A 15,655-nucleotide genomic window follows, 5' to 3' on the forward strand; every position below is an offset into this window, starting at 1 on the left:
GGAATCGAACGGTGGGATTCGAATCACGGAAACGCGAACGGAGTGAGCGTTTGCATCGGGTTCGAATCCCATCCCTCGCATTCGTTGCCTCGAACCGAAGCAGTACGGCCCGTTTCGAACCAGGTGTCATACACTTGACGAATAGTTGAAATCCCCCGTCAGAGTAGCGAACGGTGAGGACACCGATGTCGCTCAGTCCAGAACTCCTCGTTGCGGGCCGGATTCTCGCGATTCTGCTCTCGGTGGGGTTCCTCGCACTCCCGGTCAGAAACCGTGACAAGCCCGGGAGCCTGGGGTTCGCGCTGTTCGTCACCGGAACGGCGCTCTGGGCGTTCGCCGCGGCGGTCGACATCTCGACGAGCGACTACGGGCTCTCGCGGTTGGTCTACAACGTGCTCGTGCTCGCCGCCGAACTCGCGGCGGTCGGGTGGCTGGTGCTCGCGTTCGAGGTGACCGAGCGGGTCGACGTCTCGCGAACGGTGCTCGGCGCGCTCGGCTGCTGGATCGTCGTCATGCAGGTGCTCATCTGGACGAATCCGGCCCACCAGTTCGTCCTGGGCCCGGCGACAGCCGTCGAGAACGTCGTGCTCGTCCCCGAGTACAATCACGGGTTCTGGGTACACGCGGGCGTCTCGTACCTGTTCGTCGCGGTCGGGACGGGTATGCTAGCGCTGGAAGCGACGCAGTCGAGGGGAGTGCGACGGACACAGACGACCTTGCTCGCGCTCGCGGTCGTCCCGTCGGTCGGCGCGACACTCGTCTCGCTGTTCGACGTCGCGTTCGCCCCCTTCGACGTCGCGCCGTTCGGCTTCCTCCTGACGGCCGGCGTCCTCGCCGTGGTCGTGTTCAGGGGCCGATTCCTCGATGTCTCGCCGGTGGCCCGACGGACGGCGCTCGACGCGCTCACCGATACCGTCCTCATCCTCGACGACCAGGACCGCGTGGTCGACTGTAACCCGGCCGCTCGGGCGCTGTTCGACATCACGGGCGGCGTCACGGGAGTGCCGGTGACCGCGGTCCTCGAGCCAGTCGACGGCGACGTCCGCCCGGCACTCACCGCTGCCGACGGACGCGAGACCGAAGCGGCGGTTCGGACGGACGGCGAACAGCGTCACCTGCTGTGTTCGAGTTCGCACATCGGTGACGACGGGCGGCGCGGACGAGTCGTCATCTGCTACGACGTCACGGAGCGACGAGAGCGAGAGGCGGAACTGGAGCGCACGAACGAGCAGTTAGACCAGTTCGCCAGCGTCGTCTCCCACGACCTCCGGAATCCGCTCACCGTCGCCATCGGCCGACTGGAGATGGCCCGGGCGGAACACGACAGCGACCACCTCGCAGCCGTCGCCGCGGCCCACGAGCGGATGGAGACGCTGATCGCCGACGTGCTGACTCTCGCCAGGGAGGGGAAATCGGTCTCCGAGATGCGGCCCGTCTCCCTCGCGACGCTGGCAGCCGAGTGCTGGGGGGACGTCGAGACGAAGGGGGCCAGGGTCGTCACCGAGACGGACCGGGTGGTACGGGCCGACAGGAGTCGGCTCCAGCAACTGCTCGAGAACCTGCTCCGGAACGCCGTCGAACACGGCGGCGAGGACGTGACCGTGACCATCGGTGACCTGCCCGACGGGTTCTACGTCGCCGACGACGGTCCCGGCATCCCAACAGCGGCCCGGGAACAGGTATTCGCCGCCGGGTATTCCACCACGGACGCGGGAACCGGCCTGGGACTGAACATCGCCCAGCAGATCGCCCACGCCCACGACTGGGAGATCCGGGTCACCGAGAGCGACGGCGGTGGCGCGCGCTTCGAACTCACCGGCGTCGAGTTCGTGAGGTAGCCACAGACGACGCGTTTTTCCGCGCCAGACGCCAATATATGGCCGATGACCGAGGTACCACCGGAGGTCGGGAGGATCTTCGACCGGCACGACGCGTTCGTGCCGGCCGGCGGCGGCTACGCCGTCGAGACGACGGGGTTCGCGGGTCACGTCACCGCGAGCGAGGGCGAACAGTGGCGGACGGACGTCGAGGTGACGGTCCGAGCGCCGTCGCTCCAGGCCGCGACCAGCGACGAGGTCGGCGAGGCGGTCCGCGACGGCTGGTTCGAGACGTTCGAGCGCCGACTCGAGGACGCACCGAAGGCCACCCGCGTGTCGGTCGACCTCGACGAGTACGTCGTCGAACAGGACGGCGAGGAGGTCGTCGTCACCTACCGGTTCAGTCTCGGGACCGGGAATCAGGCCGCCGACGTCGCGAAGGCCTTCGTCGAGTACGTCCAGGGGACGTACGTCGAGGGCATCGTCCCGGGCTACGACTACGTCGGCGTCGTCGCCGACCTGATGGACGCCGCGAGTACGGGCGGCAGCGATGGGAACCGCGGCGGCACGCCGTTGTAGGTAGTACCCTGTGCATACGGCGAGCGAAGCGAGCCGTTTCCCCGCAGCGCGCGGTTCCGCGCGCTGCGGCTTTTTGTACTAAACTTTTGCGAGTGGGGGTTCCGGTGGAACCCCCCGAAGTAAAAATTTAGTCTTCAGTCCATCGCGATATACGTCTGCGTGCTCTCGACGCCCTCGATGTCCTGGATGTGGGTGGCGGCCACGTCCTTGACCGCGGCGGGCGTGTCGACGTCGACCTTCGCGATGAGGTCGACGTCGCCGGCGACGATGTGGGCCTCGACGACCCCGTCGATGGCTTCGATCTCGTTTCGCAGGCGGTCCGCGTCGCCGGTGTGGGCTTTGACCATGACGTATGCAGTGACCATCTCAGGCACCTCCGAGTGCGGTCGCCGTTTCGGAGTCACCGACGACGATGCTCCGGACGTCCGCGAGGTTGTTGAAGTCCGCGAGCACGACCACCTTGTCGCCGGCCTCGAGCGTCTCGTCGGCGTTCGGCAGGCCGAGTGGCAAGTCACCCTTGGCGTGGGCCATCAGCTGCGAGTCCGCGGGCAGTTCGAGTTCCGACAGCGAGTACCCCTCCATCGGCGAGCCCTCCGCGATGGTGAACTCGACGAGCTGGAGGTTCTGTGCGATGTCGGCGACGGCGCGGATGTTCCCGCCAAGCAGCGCGTTCTTGGCGGCGATGGCGCCCAGCCGTTCGGGGTAGATGACCTCGTCGACCTCCGAGGCGTAGCGGCGGTAGATCTCCTCGCGGTAGTCCTCGTCGATGCGCATGACCGTCCGGCAGCCGTGTTCCTTGGCCACCATACAGGCGACGAAGTTGGTGTTGAGGTCGCCGGTGAGCGCGCCCAGCGCGTCGGCGCCGTCCAGGTAGGCCTGCTCGATCGTGTCTTCCATCCCAGCGTCGCCGGCGATGACCTCGAAGCCGGCGTCTCGCGCGCGCTCGATGGTCGTCTCGTTTACCTCCACGAGGACGACCTCGTGTCCGCTCTCTTTGAGGACGCGCGCGGTCCGGAGACCGACGCGACCTGCACCCACGATAACGAATCTCATGTGGGGCCGTACGAGACGGGTGAATAAAAGTACCCCGGGAAATCGACGGACTGGCGCGGGACGACCCGCCCCGCGGGAAACCTTTTCGTTGGTTGGCACGTCATAGCATAGTATGGTAAATGCTTTCATTATGATCAAGACCGTCGCCGGGAAGTCCGAGGAACTCCTGAACGCCGTCAGAGAGTCCGACGGTATCGGCGAGGCCCACATCGTCGCCGGGCAGTACGACATCATCGCCGAGGCGTCGGGGACGGAGGTGTACGACGTCATGCACTCGGTGTCCTCCCAGATACGGAACCTGGAGGGCGTCGCCGACACGCGGACCTACATCTGTCTGGAGTGAGGCCGTTCCGACACGGAAAAGAGGACTGGCCCCGTAGCGGTGGCATGGTCAGCGTCCTCGGTATCGTCGGCCTGCTCGTCATCGTCCTGCTCAACAGCGCGATGACGGCACTGATGACGCGGTTCTTCCGCGTCAGACTGAAGACGCGATGGGGCAGCCTCCTCTATGCGCTCTTGCTCTGTCCGGTCGCGATGTTCGTCGTCCTGCTCGTGTTGAGCGGTCCGCTCCCGCTCGGTGACGGCCTGAGCCTCGGACCCGGGCCGACGCTGTTTCTCACCATCGCCGTCCCGCTGGCGGTCGGGATGACCTTCGATTACGTCTGGATGCCCGCGCCCGACGAGGTGGAGCTGCCGGCCTCGCTGAACTAGCGGCGGGCGAGAATCGCCTCGCGGGCCCGCTCGTAGACGGCGTCCGGTGACTCGGTGGCGTCGACGCGGACGAACCGCTCGGGGTCGGCCGCGAGGAGCCGTTCGTAGTTTTCGCGCACGTCCGCGAGGTAGTCGGCCGCCTCGAACTTGTTGGTCGCGCCGCTGCGCCGGGCGGCCGTCTCGGGGTCGACGTCGAGGTAGACGGTGAGGTCAGGCGGCCGTGTCCAGGGTTCGTGGACCCGCCGGACGTACGCCAGGGCGTCCTCGAACGCGTCGGCGTCGGAAAGCGTCGCGCCCTGGTAAGCGTACCGCGAGTCCGAGTAGCGGTCGGAGACGACGAGTCGCCCGTCCGCCAGCGCCGGTTCGACGGTCTCCCCGAGGTGGGCGGCGTGGTCGGCGGTGTAGAGGAACAGCTCCGCCAGCGAGTCGGCACCGTCGTCGTCGATAGAGCGCTGGACGCAGTCGCCGTACCAGGTATCCGTGGGCTCCCGGGTGAAGACGGCGTCGGCCGGCAGGGCGTCGTCGGCCGCGAGACGGTCCCAGACCGTCGACTTCCCGCTGCCGTCGAGGCCTTCGAGCGTGACGAGCATATCCGGGTGTCGGCCCGCGGGTACGTAAGCACCCCGACGTCGTCCGGCGTGCTATCGGGTCACGGACCATACAAGTTGCGCCGTACCTTTACAGTATGGCCGGTCGATATGTCAGGTATGAACGTACTCGTGGTCGGTGGGACGGGCTTCATCGGACAGTACCTGTGTCAAGAGCTTGACGAACGGGGGCACGACGTCACGGCGCTCTCTCGGAACCCGCACGACGCCGACCTCCCGACGGGCGTCACGCGAAAGACGGGTGACGTAACCGACTACGAGAGCATCGAGGGAGCCTTCGAGGACAAGGACGCGGTCGTCTTCCTTCCCGCGCTGACGCCGCTGTTCAAGCCGGAGGGCGGCAACGAGATGCACGAGCGGGTGCACCTCGAGGGCACGAAACACTGCGTACAGGCCGCCGAAGCGCACGGCGTCGACCGGTATCTCCAGATGAGCGCACTGGGTGCGGCCCCGCACGCGGCGACGCATTACCTCCGCGCGAAGGGGAAGGCCGAGGAGGTGGTCCGGGACTCGGACCTCGAGTGGATAATCTTCCGGCCCTCCATCGTCTTCGGCGAGGGCGACGAGTTCGTCTACTTCACCAAACGTCTGAAACAGATATTCGCGCCCGGCGTCCCGCTCTACCCGTTGCCCGGGGGCGGTAAGAAGGCCACCTTCCAGCTCATCTGGGTCGAGGACCTCGTCCCGATGCTGGCCGATGCCGTAGAGGGCGACGAGCACGTCGGCGAGACGTACGAGGTCGGTGGCCCGGAGGTGCTGACCCTGCGCGAGGCCACGGAGCTGGTCTTCGAGGCCGAGGGGAAACCCATCACCATCGTCCCGCTCCCGATGCCGCTCGCGAAGATCGGGCTACCGGTGCTCGGCGCGCTCGGGTTTCCGATGGGGAGCGACCAGTACGAGGGGCTCGATTTCGTCAACGCCCCGGCGACCAACGACGTGGAGACCTTCGGCGTCGACCCCGACGAGATGAAGACGTTCGGGTCGTACCTCGGCGTCGAGGGGTGACCCCACCCGACCGGCCGTTTCCAATAGGCGCGAACGAAATTAACCGACACTGAGAACTCCCGTGGAGTTTATCCGCGTCAGTTGGAACAGATTACCGGTTTCGAAGGTCGAGACACAGGAAATCACGTTGTAGAACAATCCTTCTCGAAGTTTATTCTCGTTGCCGAATTGGGGTCTCACGATTGAGATTTGGGCATAAAGCATCCGTACAATCCGCATTGCCCTTTTTAACCGGAGAACCAAAGCATGAAACTCGCGATGATCGGCTTCGGGCAGGCCGGCGGCAAGATCGTGGACAAGTTCCTCGAGTACGACGAGAAGACGAACTCGGGAATCGTCCGCGCTGCTGTCGCGGTAAACACAGCGAAGGCCGACCTGCTCGGTCTGAACCAGGTACCGGAAGAGAACCGCGTGCTCATCGGACAGGCACGCGTGAAAGGCCACGGCGTCGGTGCCGACAACGAGCTCGGCGCGGAGATTGCCGAGGAGGACATCGACGAAATCCAGGGCGCCATCGACAACATCCCCGTCCACGAGGTGGACGCGTTCCTCATCGTCGCGGGGCTGGGGGGCGGGACCGGGTCCGGCGGGTCGCCGGTCGTCGCGAAGCACCTCAAGCGCATCTACACCGAACCCGTCTACGGGCTCGGCGTGTTGCCGGGCAGCGACGAGGGTGGCATCTACACGCTGAACGCCGCCCGCTCGTTCCAGACGTTCGTTCGCGAGGTGGACAACCTGATGGTGTTCGACAACGACGCCTGGCGACAGACCGGCGAATCCGTCGAGGGCGGCTACGACCACATCAACGAGGAGATCGTCCGTCGCTTCGGTGTCCTCTTTGGCGCGGGCGAGGTCTCGGCCGGCGACAACGTCGCCGAGAGCGTCGTCGACTCCTCGGAGATCATCAACACGCTCGACGGCGGCGGCGTCTCGACGGTCGGGTACGCCTCCGAGGACGTCGAGATATCCTCCAACGGCGGGGGCCTGCTCTCGCGGTTCAAGGGCGGCGACGACGGCACCGACGACGGCATGGACACGGCCAACACGACCAACCGGATCACGTCCCTGGTCCGCAAGGCCGCGCTCGGCCGCCTCACGCTGCCCTGTGAGATCGAGGGCGCCGAGCGAGCATTACTCGTCATGGCCGGCCCACCCGAGCACCTGAACCGGAAGGGAATCGAGCGCGGGCGGAAGTGGCTGGAGGAGCAGACCGGCTCCATGGAGGTCCGCGGCGGGGACTACCCGACCAACTCCCCGAAGGTCGCCGCGTCCATCCTGCTGGCCGGCGTGCACAACGTCCCGCGCATCAAGGAACTCCAGCAGGTCGCCATCGAGGCACAGGACAACATCGACGACATCAGGCGCCAAAGCGAAGATAACTTAGAGGAGTTAGTCGAAGACGACGAAGATGAACTCGATCCGCTGTTCTAAGGGAACACTCGCTCTGCTGTGTGTGGTTGGCCTGCTCGCGTTTGCGGGGACGGCCACCGCGTTTTCGGTCGCTGCAGACGGTGTTCCGTCCGAGGCGGCAGTTGATGAGGAGGTCACGGTCACGTACACCATCGACGACCCGTTCACAGACGCGCCCAACCAGTGGACGCTCCGAGGAACGACCGAACTGGAGAGCGTCAGCTGGCAGGTGACGGTGCTCCGTGCCGGGACCCAGATAAGCGAGGACACCTACGGGAGCCAGAACATCTCCCAGGACCTGGAGATCGACGACAACGGTGACGAGGTCCAGATCGAGCTGTCGGGGACGGTCCCGGCAGTCGAGAACTACACGTACGCGCCGGAAGAACGGTTCACGGTCGCGACGCTCTCGCGCCAGACCGGCAACAACACCCAGGAGTTCCAGAACGACACGGCCCACCACTTCACCGAGGACAGCAAGGAGGCCCGTGAGGCCATCGACGCCGCTCAGGAGAGCATCGAGGCGGCCGGCGGCAACGAGGAAGCCGAGAGTCTCGTCGACAGCGCCGTCTCCTCCTACGAGAACGGCAACTTCCAGAACGCCATCGACCTGGCGAACCAGGCCCGGAACACCGCCGAGAGTGCCCAGCAGAGCCAGCAGACGACCCGGACGCTGCTGATAGCCGGCGGCGCACTCGTCGTCCTCCTCCTGCTCGCCGGCGGGGGCTACTACCTGTACTCCCAGCAGGGAGACGACTACAGCAAACTGTAGATGCGCGTCGTCGTCCCCGTCTCGGGGTCGAATCCCAAGACTCGCCTCGCACCCGTTCTCGACGCCGACGAGCGACTGGCCTTCACCGAAGCGATGCTCACGGACGTCCTCGCGGCGCTCGACGGGGCTGGACACGATCCGACGGTGGTGACGACGGCGCCGATAGATTGCCCGGCGCCAACGACCGTCGACGACCGGGGGCTCGACGCCCTGGTCAACGACTACCTCTCGCGGGGCGATCTCGCCGTCGTCATGGCCGACCTGCCGCTGGCGACGCCCGAGGCGATAGCCCGCCTGTTCACGCCCGACACGGACGTCGTGCTGGCACCGGGCCTGGGCGGCGGGACCAACGCCTTCGTCAGCCGCCATCCCGACTTCCGGGTGGACTACCACGGCGCCTCGATACGGGACCACAGACGCATCGCCCGCGACGTCGGCGCGAGCCTGGCGGAGGTCGACTCCCGCCGCCTGGCGACCGACGTCGACGAACCGGCGGACCTCGCGGAGGTCCTGCTCCACGGCGACGGCGCAGCGGTCGACTGGCTCCGGGACGCCGGCTTCGAACTCGACGTGACGGACGGTCGGGTCGGCGTCACCCGGGAGTGAAGGCTTTTGGTGGTCGGGGCCCGACCCCGTGACGTGATACCGGGCGCCGCCGACCACGACGTGGACGTCTCGATAGCGGACGCGGCCATCGAGCGCCTGCTATCGGTCACGCCGGCCGACGTGGACCCGGCAACCGAGCTCAGTTACTGCCGGAACGTCTTCGTCCCGCTGACGACCGCCTGCCGGTACACCTGCACCTACTGCACGTACTACGATCCGCCGGGCCAGGCCGACCTCCTCACGCCGGCGGAGATACGCGACATCTGCCACCGCGGGGCCGACGCCGGCTGTACGGAGGCGCTCTTTACCTTCGGCGACGATCCCGACGACCGCTACACCGAGATACACGACCGGCTGGCACAGCTGGGCCACGAGAGCATCCACGAGTACCTTCGCGAGGCCTGTGAGATTGCCCTCGAGGAGGGGCTCCTGCCGCACGCGAACCCCGGCGACCAGACCCGCGAGCAGATGGCCACCGTCGCCGACCTGAACGCCTCGATGGGCGTGATGCTGGAGACGACCGCCGAGGTACAGGCCCACGGCGGTCCCCGGTCGAAGTCGCCGGGCCAGCGCCTCGCGACGCTCCGAACGGCGGGGGAACTGGGCGTGCCCTTTACCACCGGGATTCTCGTGGGCATCGGCGAGGACTGGCGGGCCCGCGCCGAGAGCATCCTCGCCATCGCCGAGCTCCACGACCGGTACGACCACATCCAGGAGGTCATCGTCCAGCCGGTCGTCGAGAACGAGCGCTGGCGGGGCGGGTCGCCGGACCTGGCGACGATGCGCCGCGTGACCGCCATGGCGCGGGCGGGACTGCCCGACGAGGTGGCCGTCCAGGTCCCGCCGAACCTGGCGCCGGCCCGCGACCTGACCGACTGCGGCGTCGACGACCTGGGTGGCGTCTCGCCGGTCACCGTCGACCACATCAACCCCGAGTACGAGTGGCCGGCGCTGCGCGAACTGGAGGCCGTCGCCGAGGCGGCCGGGGTCCCGCTCACCGAACGCCTCCCAGTCTACGAGCGGTTCGTCGAGTCCGGGTGGCTCTCGCCACGGGTCGAGGCCGCCATCGACGCCGACACCGCGGCCGGCGAGCGGTTCCGCGCGGTGCTCGCCGGGGAGCAGTCGCCGGCCGATCCGTGAACCGGGGCGAGATGGTTCTGGGTGGGTCGAGATGAGACCCCACGAGGGCCGCGTCCGGAGCGATGCCCACACCCTCGAGACAGCACTCAGGGATGTCAGATACCAGTCAAACCTAGTCAACTAGGCCAGAGATATATACCGGTCCCACCCTCTGTTTTCAGTGGCCCGGGTCCGCCTCTGACAATTTCCCGGGTTTCAAACCGTTTTCTGCGCACAATGACAACAGATAGAGAGTTTCACGTCTCCCGTCCGGGCGGGTGACCCGTCGAGCTGCGGGCTCACTCGAGCAGCGGCGTCCCGTCCGCCTTCGGCCCCAGTCGCGGGCCGATCACGTCGGCGTCCGGGTCGACGACCCGACGCTCGGTGTAGTCGGTCGACCGCTCGACCGGCGTCCGACCGATGGCCCGGATCATGTCGGCGTACTCCCGGACCGAGCGAAACTCGCCGTAGTCGCCGCCGGCCCGCTTGGTTATCTCCTCCGAGAGGATGGTCCCCATGAAGTCGTCGGCCCCGCAGGTGAGCATCTTCAGCCCCTGCGTGTCGCCGTACTTGACCCACGACGACTGGATGTGGTCGACGTTGTCCAGAAAGAGGCGCGAGACGGCGATCATCAACTCGTCCTCGGCGGTGGTGGCGCCGCCCTCGACCATGCCGCGCTCGTACAACGGCGTCGCCTCGTGGACGAAGGAGAGGGGGACGAACTCCGTGATGGCGCCGGTCCGGTCCTGCAGGTCGCGGACGTTTTTAGGTGCATGACCCGGTGCATCTCGTTCTCGACGTGGCCGTACATGATGGTCGCCGTGGTGCCCAGGCCGACGCTCGCGGCGGCCTCCATCGCCTCCAGCCACTCCGCGGTGCCGATCTTCCCCGGGCAGATGACCTCGCGTACCTCGTCGACGAGAATCTCGGCGGCCGTCCCCGGCACGCTGTCGAGGCCCGCGGCCTTCAGTCGGCGGAACACCTCCTCGTAGGACCAGTCGGTCCCGCGCCGGGCGTGGTAGGCCTCCTCGGGGGTCATCGAGTGGACGTGGACGCCGCCGACGTCCATCGCCCGTATCTGTGCGCAGTAGGTGCCCGGGTCGACGTCGTACTCGCCCGGCGAGCGGTAGTTCAGGTCGCCCCGGTCGCTGCGCTCGAGTAGCTCGCGGTGCTCGTCGTCCAGTGTGAGCGCCGGGTGCAGTCCCGACACCGAACAGACCTCGTAGATACCCCGGTCGACGGCATCGGCGACGATGTCGCGCGACTCGGCGGGCGTCTTCGTGAACCCGCCGTGAGACTCCTGATAGTCGCTCCGGAACTGTTCGGAGCGGTCCTTGAAGTTACAGAACAGACAGCCCGTGTTGCAGGCCGTCGTCACGTTGTTGTTGAGGTTTGCGACGAAGGTGACCTCGTCGCCGACCACCTCGGCCCGGCGCCGGTCGGCCGCCTCGAGGACCCGTTCTTTCCGTCGCGGGTCGATGCCCTCGGTGTCGGTACCGGTCGTGAGCAGTTCCACCCCGTCGGCCACCGAGAGGCGGACGCCGTCGCGAGCCTTCGCCAGCGCGTTCTCGAAGGATTGGTCGGTCACCGGTCGGTGACTGAACTCCACGGTGTCGACCGGACGGCGCGAGGACTCGGGCGTCGGACATTGTCCAACGGAAGGGGAGTGGCGGAGAAAAAGGTTGGTGACCGGCGCGCTGTCGAAGTGCAAACCTCTTTGTCACGGCCCGAAAAGGCGGTCACAATGACGAGCGTCAAGGACTTCCGCGTAGACGAACCCGCGACGGCCGACGAGCTGGGCCGTGGCTCGTTCGTGTTCACGGACGACTACTCGGTGTTCGACTGGGGGAAGATGCCCGACCAGATACCCGACAAGGGCGCCTCGCTGTGTACGATGGGCGCGTTCAACTTCCAGCTGTTAGCGGAGAACCACGTGTCGACCCACTACGAGGGGGTCCGCGTCGACGGCCACGACGAGGTGCTGGATCTCGGCGACGCGCTCTCGGTGGGCCAGCCGCCACGCGAGATGGTCATCTCGCTCACCCAGGTCCCCGACCTGCCCTTCGCCGACGGCACCTACGACTACGACGCCTACCACGACGAGGCGGGCGAGAACTTCCTCGTCCCCCTCGAGATCGTCTTCCGCAACCGCGTCCCGGTCGGGTCCTCGCTGCGCTCGCGGACCGACCCGGCCGACCACGGGCTCTCGTTCGACGAGTGGCCCGACGAACCGGTCGACCTCGAGACGCCGGTCGTCGAGTTCTCCACGAAGTACGAGGAACAGGACCGCTACCTCGACCGCGAGGAAGCCGACCGTATCGCCGGGGCCGCCAGCGTCGACCGGCTGGAGGAACTCGCGCTGGCAGTCAACCACATCCTCAATCGCCAGGCCGAGACGGCCGACCTGGTCCACGAGGACGGGAAGATCGAGTGCCTGTACCACGGCGGCCAGATACGGGTCGCCGACGTGGTCGGCACCTTCGACGAGAACCGCTTTTCCTACGACGGCCAGCAGGTCTCGAAGGAGGTCGTCCGCCAGTACCACAAGCGCACCCAGCCCGAGTGGGTCGCAGCCGTCTCCGAGGCGAAACAGCGAGCCACCGAGGCGGGTATCGCCGACTGGAAGTCCCTCTGTGATCTCGACCCGGAACCGCTGGACGAGCAGGTCGTCCAGGTCGCCCGCGACCTCTACTGTGCCGGGACGAACGCCTACGTCGGCGGCGACGTCTTTGATGCACCCTCGCTCCCCGAGGCCGTCGACGCGGCCGCAGAGCTCTGAGGGCTACTCCTCGAAGTCGCCGATGTCCTCGTCTGGGAACGAGATGAGGTTCTCCCGGCCGATGCGGAGTTTGTCGATGCGGCCCTCTTCGTCCATCGACGAGAGCAGCTGCGAGACCTTCGCGTTCGACCAGCCGGTCTCCTTGACGATGCGGGCCTGTTTCATCCGGCCGCCGTTCTGCTCTAACAGGCGTTCCACGCGCTCCTCGTCGCTGAGCAGTTCGACGTCGACGTCGGCGTTGTCGTCCGAGTCCGTCGCGTCGGCCATCACGTCGTCGCTCGCAGCGGCCTCGGCGTCACCGTCAGCGTCGTTCGTCCTTGCGGCCTGCGGGGCGGCTCCCTGCCTGGCCATGTAGCCGACGGCCACGACGAGCCCGAGGATGAGCACCGCGGCGCCGCCCAGCCAGAGCGACCCGCCGCCGAACAGGGCCGTCGTCGGGCGTCTCGGGCGCGGTGGTCGTGGTGGGGGCGTCGCCCGCGTAGACGATCCGCAGGTAGCCCGGTTCGAAGGTCCGGGGCCCCTCGAACCGGAGTTCCCCGCCTTCGACGGCCGTCAAGGGGGGCGAGCTCAGGACGCCGTAGCCCGTCGGCGGGGAGATGACGAGTCGCTGTTCCTCGGTCAGGTGGCCCAGCCAGGTGCCGTCGGTGGTGTTGAACGCGTCACCGACGACCAGGCGGTCGCCCTCGACGGTCGCGAAGTTGGTCCAGGTGAACTCGAGGACGATGGTCCCTTTCCCCTCGCTGACGACGTAATCTCGCCGCACGCTGGTGACGTTCATCTGCCGGCCGGTGGCTTCGCTCGCGGCGGTGCTGGCCCGCCGGAACGACTGCTCCCACCCGACCTCCCTCTCGCCTTCGACGTAGGCGGTGGCGAGGTCTTCGAAGGCCCGGGTGTCGTTCTCGTCTTCGAGGGCGTACGTGTCGGTTATCGTCCACCGCGCGTCACCGTTCGCCCGTATCTGGAGGTAGAACGTGGTGTTCTCGGTGACCGACGTAGTGGGCGTCGTCTGTGCGACGGGGCCGCCGCCACCCAGCGTCGCACCGACGGCAGGGGTCGCGGCCGGAACGAGGAGGAGGAGAGCGAGGAGGGCGGCCAGTACCCGCGGGGACATTTCACCTCGAGACTGCACGGTCCGGAGCAAACCCTTTCCATCCGAGAATAAAACGTCTCCGGACGTTTTGAAACGTCTTGAGCACTCTCCGCCGTCTATCCGGGGTAGGGAATGCAGGGATTTTTGTACTGGCGGGCTGTACGCCGTGGTGATGCGCCCATCCCCCGCCCTCCTCGTCGCCATCCTCGTGATGGTGACGGCGCCTCCTGCCGCGGTTGCGACGCCCGCGCTCGCCGCCGGGGACGGCGGCACGTACCAGATCACGCCCATCAATGGGACGACGAACCAGCTGTCGATTCCCGAGAGCGAGGTCCGGACGACGGCCTTTACCTCGCCGGACGTCGAGGTCGGGACGGCCGTCGCGGCCGGGTCCCGGCAACTCCACCAGGAACACGAGACCAAGGCCTTCGAGGAGCGGTTCATCCGCGCCGACTCGCAACGAGCCCGTGCGGCGCTCGTCGATGCCCGCCTCGACGCCATCGAGGAGCGCCGGCTCGAGCTCGAGCGACAGCAGCGCGATGCGCTCGCGGCCGCCAGCGACTCGGGGTCGGTCGCCGAGTTCGTGACGGTGCGCGCACTGGTCGACGCCGAGGCCCGGTCGCTCGCGGACGGCCTGCGGCGAATCGAACGCACCGAGCGCAACAACCCCGACTTCTCGCTGGGGCGCGAGCGACGGACCCAGCTCGAGAACACCAAGGGGAACCTCCGGATGCTCACCGGGCCGGTGGCCACACAGCTGGGCCGGTCGCTGTCCGGGCAGTCGACGAGCGGTCCCGTCTACTTCGAGACGGCGACTGACGGGTACACGCTCGCGTTCGTGACCGACAGCGAGTACGTCCGCGAGACCCACCTCGGCGACCAGCGGTCTCCTGGGGCCACCGACCAGTTCGCCGAGAGCGAAGGCGACCGCCTGCGTAACGCCGCCGACCGCGCGGAGTCGCTGTACCCGTGGCTCTACGACCGCCAGCTACCCAGCGTCCAGAGCTTCGGGGGGACGAACATCTACCAGCTGACCGCCGACCACTCCAACGGCCGGTTGACGGCGTACCTCGACGGCGGGTCGACCCAGGTGTTCCGCGAGATACAGTACCGCCAGCTCTCGACGGTCGAACCGACGTCCTCGGAGACGACCGTCGAGGAGTCCGTCCGCCTCACCGTGAACCGGGCGTACGAGACGGGCCCGCTTCGCGTGGTCGTGGCGGACAACGAGACCGGCGCGCCGGTCGAGGGGACCGTCGCGGTGAGTGGTCAGCGCGTCGGTGAGACCGGGGCCGACGGGACCCTGTGGACGGTCGAACCTCGCGGCGCGTACAACGTGACCGTGACTACCGTCGAGGGGACCGAACTCGAGGTCGAGCGGACCGACCTCGACGTGGACTCGTCGGTCCAGTGAGCCGTCGTTACTCGGGGACGTCCGCGACGGTCGTGATGGCGCGTGGACTCCCCGGCCGGGACTGCTGGATGTGGTGCTCGAAGGAGTCGAAGCCGGCCGCCTCGAACATCCGATCGGCCTCGGCCTCGTCGTAGAAGAGCATGATCGCGTCGGCCATCTTCTGGAAGACCGACGACTTGGGGTAGTCGGGGCCGACGATGAGCACCTTACCGCCCGGTTTCACGACGCGGCGACACTCCACGAGAGCGTCGACGGGGTTGGGCCAGTACTCGATAGAGCCCGAGGACCACACCACGTCGAAGGTGTCGTCCGTGAACGGGAGGCGCTCGGCGTCGCCGAGGTGGAAGCGGACGTCGCCGTGCTTGCCGAACTTCTCGTAGGCCTTCGAGAGCTGGTGGGGGCTCTGATCGAGGCCGTAGACGACGTCGACGTGGCGGAGCAGACCCTCCGTGGCGAAGCCGGTGCCACACCCCACGTCCAGCACCCGGTCGTCGGGGTCGAGTCCGAGCATGTCGATCGCCTCGTCGCGCATGCGTTCGTCCCAGATGAAGGGGTTGACCCGGTCGTACACCTTCGAGAGGTACTTGTAGAACAGCCGCGCGCGAGATTTGTTCTCGAGAACTCCCATTGGCACGTACTTGGGGCGAGACGGTCATAATTCCCCGGATTTCGGACGGCGGCTGACCCGCTGT

The 15,655-nt window shown here is 67.1% G+C and carries 15 protein-coding genes and 2 pseudogenes; 11 read left to right on the top strand and 6 right to left on the bottom strand.

Features of this window, described 5'->3' with window-relative positions:
* Positions 1 to 185: 185 nt before the first annotated feature.
* A complete protein-coding gene (locus P1N55_RS19670; protein WP_346430009.1) occupies positions 186 to 1,838 on the top strand; it encodes a histidine kinase N-terminal 7TM domain-containing protein in 1,653 nt (550 codons plus the stop codon).
* A gap of 45 nt (positions 1,839 to 1,883) precedes the next feature.
* Positions 1,884 to 2,396, top strand: a complete 513-nt coding sequence (locus P1N55_RS08010; RefSeq protein ID WP_276278392.1) for a DUF5813 family protein — start codon at positions 1,884 to 1,886, stop codon at positions 2,394 to 2,396.
* A 134-nt stretch (positions 2,397 to 2,530) separates the two neighbouring features.
* On the opposite strand, the gene P1N55_RS08015 is transcribed toward P1N55_RS08010, so the two are convergent.
* Entirely contained in the window at positions 2,531 to 2,761 is a 231-nt protein-coding gene (locus P1N55_RS08015) for an Lrp/AsnC family transcriptional regulator (protein ID WP_276278393.1), read from the bottom strand.
* Position 2,762: 1 nt separating this feature from the next.
* The gene (locus tag P1N55_RS08020) at positions 2,763 to 3,449 is read right to left on the bottom strand and encodes a potassium channel family protein (protein WP_276278394.1); all 687 of its coding nucleotides are present in this window, start codon (positions 3,447 to 3,449) and stop codon (positions 2,763 to 2,765) included.
* A gap of 112 nt (positions 3,450 to 3,561) precedes the next feature.
* Between P1N55_RS08020 and P1N55_RS08025 the strand changes: the two genes are divergently transcribed.
* Together P1N55_RS08025 and P1N55_RS08030 are read left to right on the top strand one after the other, a co-directional pair.
* The gene (locus P1N55_RS08025) at positions 3,562 to 3,792 is read left to right on the top strand and encodes an Lrp/AsnC family transcriptional regulator (RefSeq protein ID WP_276278395.1); all 231 of its coding nucleotides are present in this window, start codon (positions 3,562 to 3,564) and stop codon (positions 3,790 to 3,792) included.
* 44 nt (positions 3,793 to 3,836) lie between these two features.
* Positions 3,837 to 4,160 carry a hypothetical protein gene (locus tag P1N55_RS08030; protein ID WP_276278396.1) on the top strand — a complete coding sequence of 108 codons (324 nt, stop codon included), beginning with the start codon at positions 3,837 to 3,839 and terminating at the stop codon, positions 4,158 to 4,160.
* Here the strand turns inward: P1N55_RS08030 and tmk are convergent.
* Positions 4,157 to 4,750 carry a dTMP kinase gene (gene tmk / locus P1N55_RS08035; RefSeq protein WP_276278397.1) on the bottom strand — a complete coding sequence of 198 codons (594 nt, stop codon included), beginning with the start codon at positions 4,748 to 4,750 and terminating at the stop codon, positions 4,157 to 4,159. The genes P1N55_RS08030 and tmk overlap by 4 nt on opposite strands.
* 117 nt (positions 4,751 to 4,867) lie before the next feature.
* On the opposite strand from tmk, the gene P1N55_RS08040 reads away from it, so the two are divergent.
* The 5 genes from P1N55_RS08040 to cofG all read left to right on the top strand — a co-directional run bounded on the left by P1N55_RS08040 (position 4,868) and on the right by cofG (position 9,701).
* Positions 4,868 to 5,773, top strand: a complete 906-nt coding sequence (locus tag P1N55_RS08040; RefSeq protein ID WP_276278398.1) for a complex I NDUFA9 subunit family protein — start codon at positions 4,868 to 4,870, stop codon at positions 5,771 to 5,773.
* 246 nt (positions 5,774 to 6,019) lie between these two features.
* Positions 6,020 to 7,204 (top strand): tubulin/FtsZ family protein, encoded by a 1,185-nt coding sequence (locus P1N55_RS08045; RefSeq protein WP_276278399.1) that lies wholly within the window; start codon positions 6,020 to 6,022, stop codon positions 7,202 to 7,204.
* A gap of 22 nt (positions 7,205 to 7,226) precedes the next feature.
* Positions 7,227 to 7,955: a hypothetical protein gene (locus P1N55_RS08050; RefSeq protein ID WP_276278400.1), complete on the top strand. Its 729-nt coding sequence runs from the start codon at positions 7,227 to 7,229 to the stop codon at positions 7,953 to 7,955.
* Entirely contained in the window at positions 7,956 to 8,561 is a 606-nt protein-coding gene (gene cofC / locus P1N55_RS08055) for a 2-phospho-L-lactate guanylyltransferase (RefSeq protein WP_276278401.1), read from the top strand.
* A gap of 33 nt (positions 8,562 to 8,594) precedes the next feature.
* Positions 8,595 to 9,701, top strand: coding sequence for a 7,8-didemethyl-8-hydroxy-5-deazariboflavin synthase subunit CofG (gene cofG / locus P1N55_RS08060; RefSeq protein WP_276278402.1), 1,107 nt, complete (start codon positions 8,595 to 8,597; stop codon positions 9,699 to 9,701).
* A gap of 278 nt (positions 9,702 to 9,979) precedes the next feature.
* Here cofG and cofH read toward each other — a convergent pair.
* A pseudogene (gene cofH / locus P1N55_RS08065) lies at positions 9,980 to 11,289 on the bottom strand (7,8-didemethyl-8-hydroxy-5-deazariboflavin synthase subunit CofH).
* A 135-nt stretch (positions 11,290 to 11,424) separates the two neighbouring features.
* On the opposite strand from cofH, the gene P1N55_RS08070 reads away from it, so the two are divergent.
* A complete protein-coding gene (locus P1N55_RS08070; RefSeq protein WP_276278403.1) occupies positions 11,425 to 12,459 on the top strand; it encodes a phosphoribosylaminoimidazolesuccinocarboxamide synthase in 1,035 nt (344 codons plus the stop codon).
* A gap of 3 nt (positions 12,460 to 12,462) precedes the next feature.
* On the opposite strand, the pseudogene P1N55_RS08080 reads toward P1N55_RS08070, so the two are convergent.
* A pseudogene (locus P1N55_RS08080) lies at positions 12,463 to 13,570 on the bottom strand (helix-turn-helix transcriptional regulator).
* Between the two features lie 151 nt (positions 13,571 to 13,721).
* Between P1N55_RS08080 and P1N55_RS08085 the strand changes: the two are divergent.
* A complete protein-coding gene (locus P1N55_RS08085; RefSeq protein WP_276278406.1) occupies positions 13,722 to 14,963 on the top strand; it encodes a DUF7094 domain-containing protein in 1,242 nt (413 codons plus the stop codon).
* 7 nt (positions 14,964 to 14,970) lie between these two features.
* Here P1N55_RS08085 and P1N55_RS08090 read toward each other — a convergent pair whose 3' ends face one another.
* Complete coding sequence (locus tag P1N55_RS08090) at positions 14,971 to 15,591, bottom strand: methyltransferase domain-containing protein (RefSeq protein WP_276278407.1); 621 nt, start codon at positions 15,589 to 15,591, stop codon at positions 14,971 to 14,973.
* Positions 15,592 to 15,655: the final 64 nt, after the last annotated feature.

The sequence above is a fragment of the Haloarcula regularis genome (assembly GCF_029338315.1).
Classification (GTDB): Archaea; Halobacteriota; Halobacteria; order Halobacteriales; family Haloarculaceae; genus Haloarcula; species Haloarcula regularis.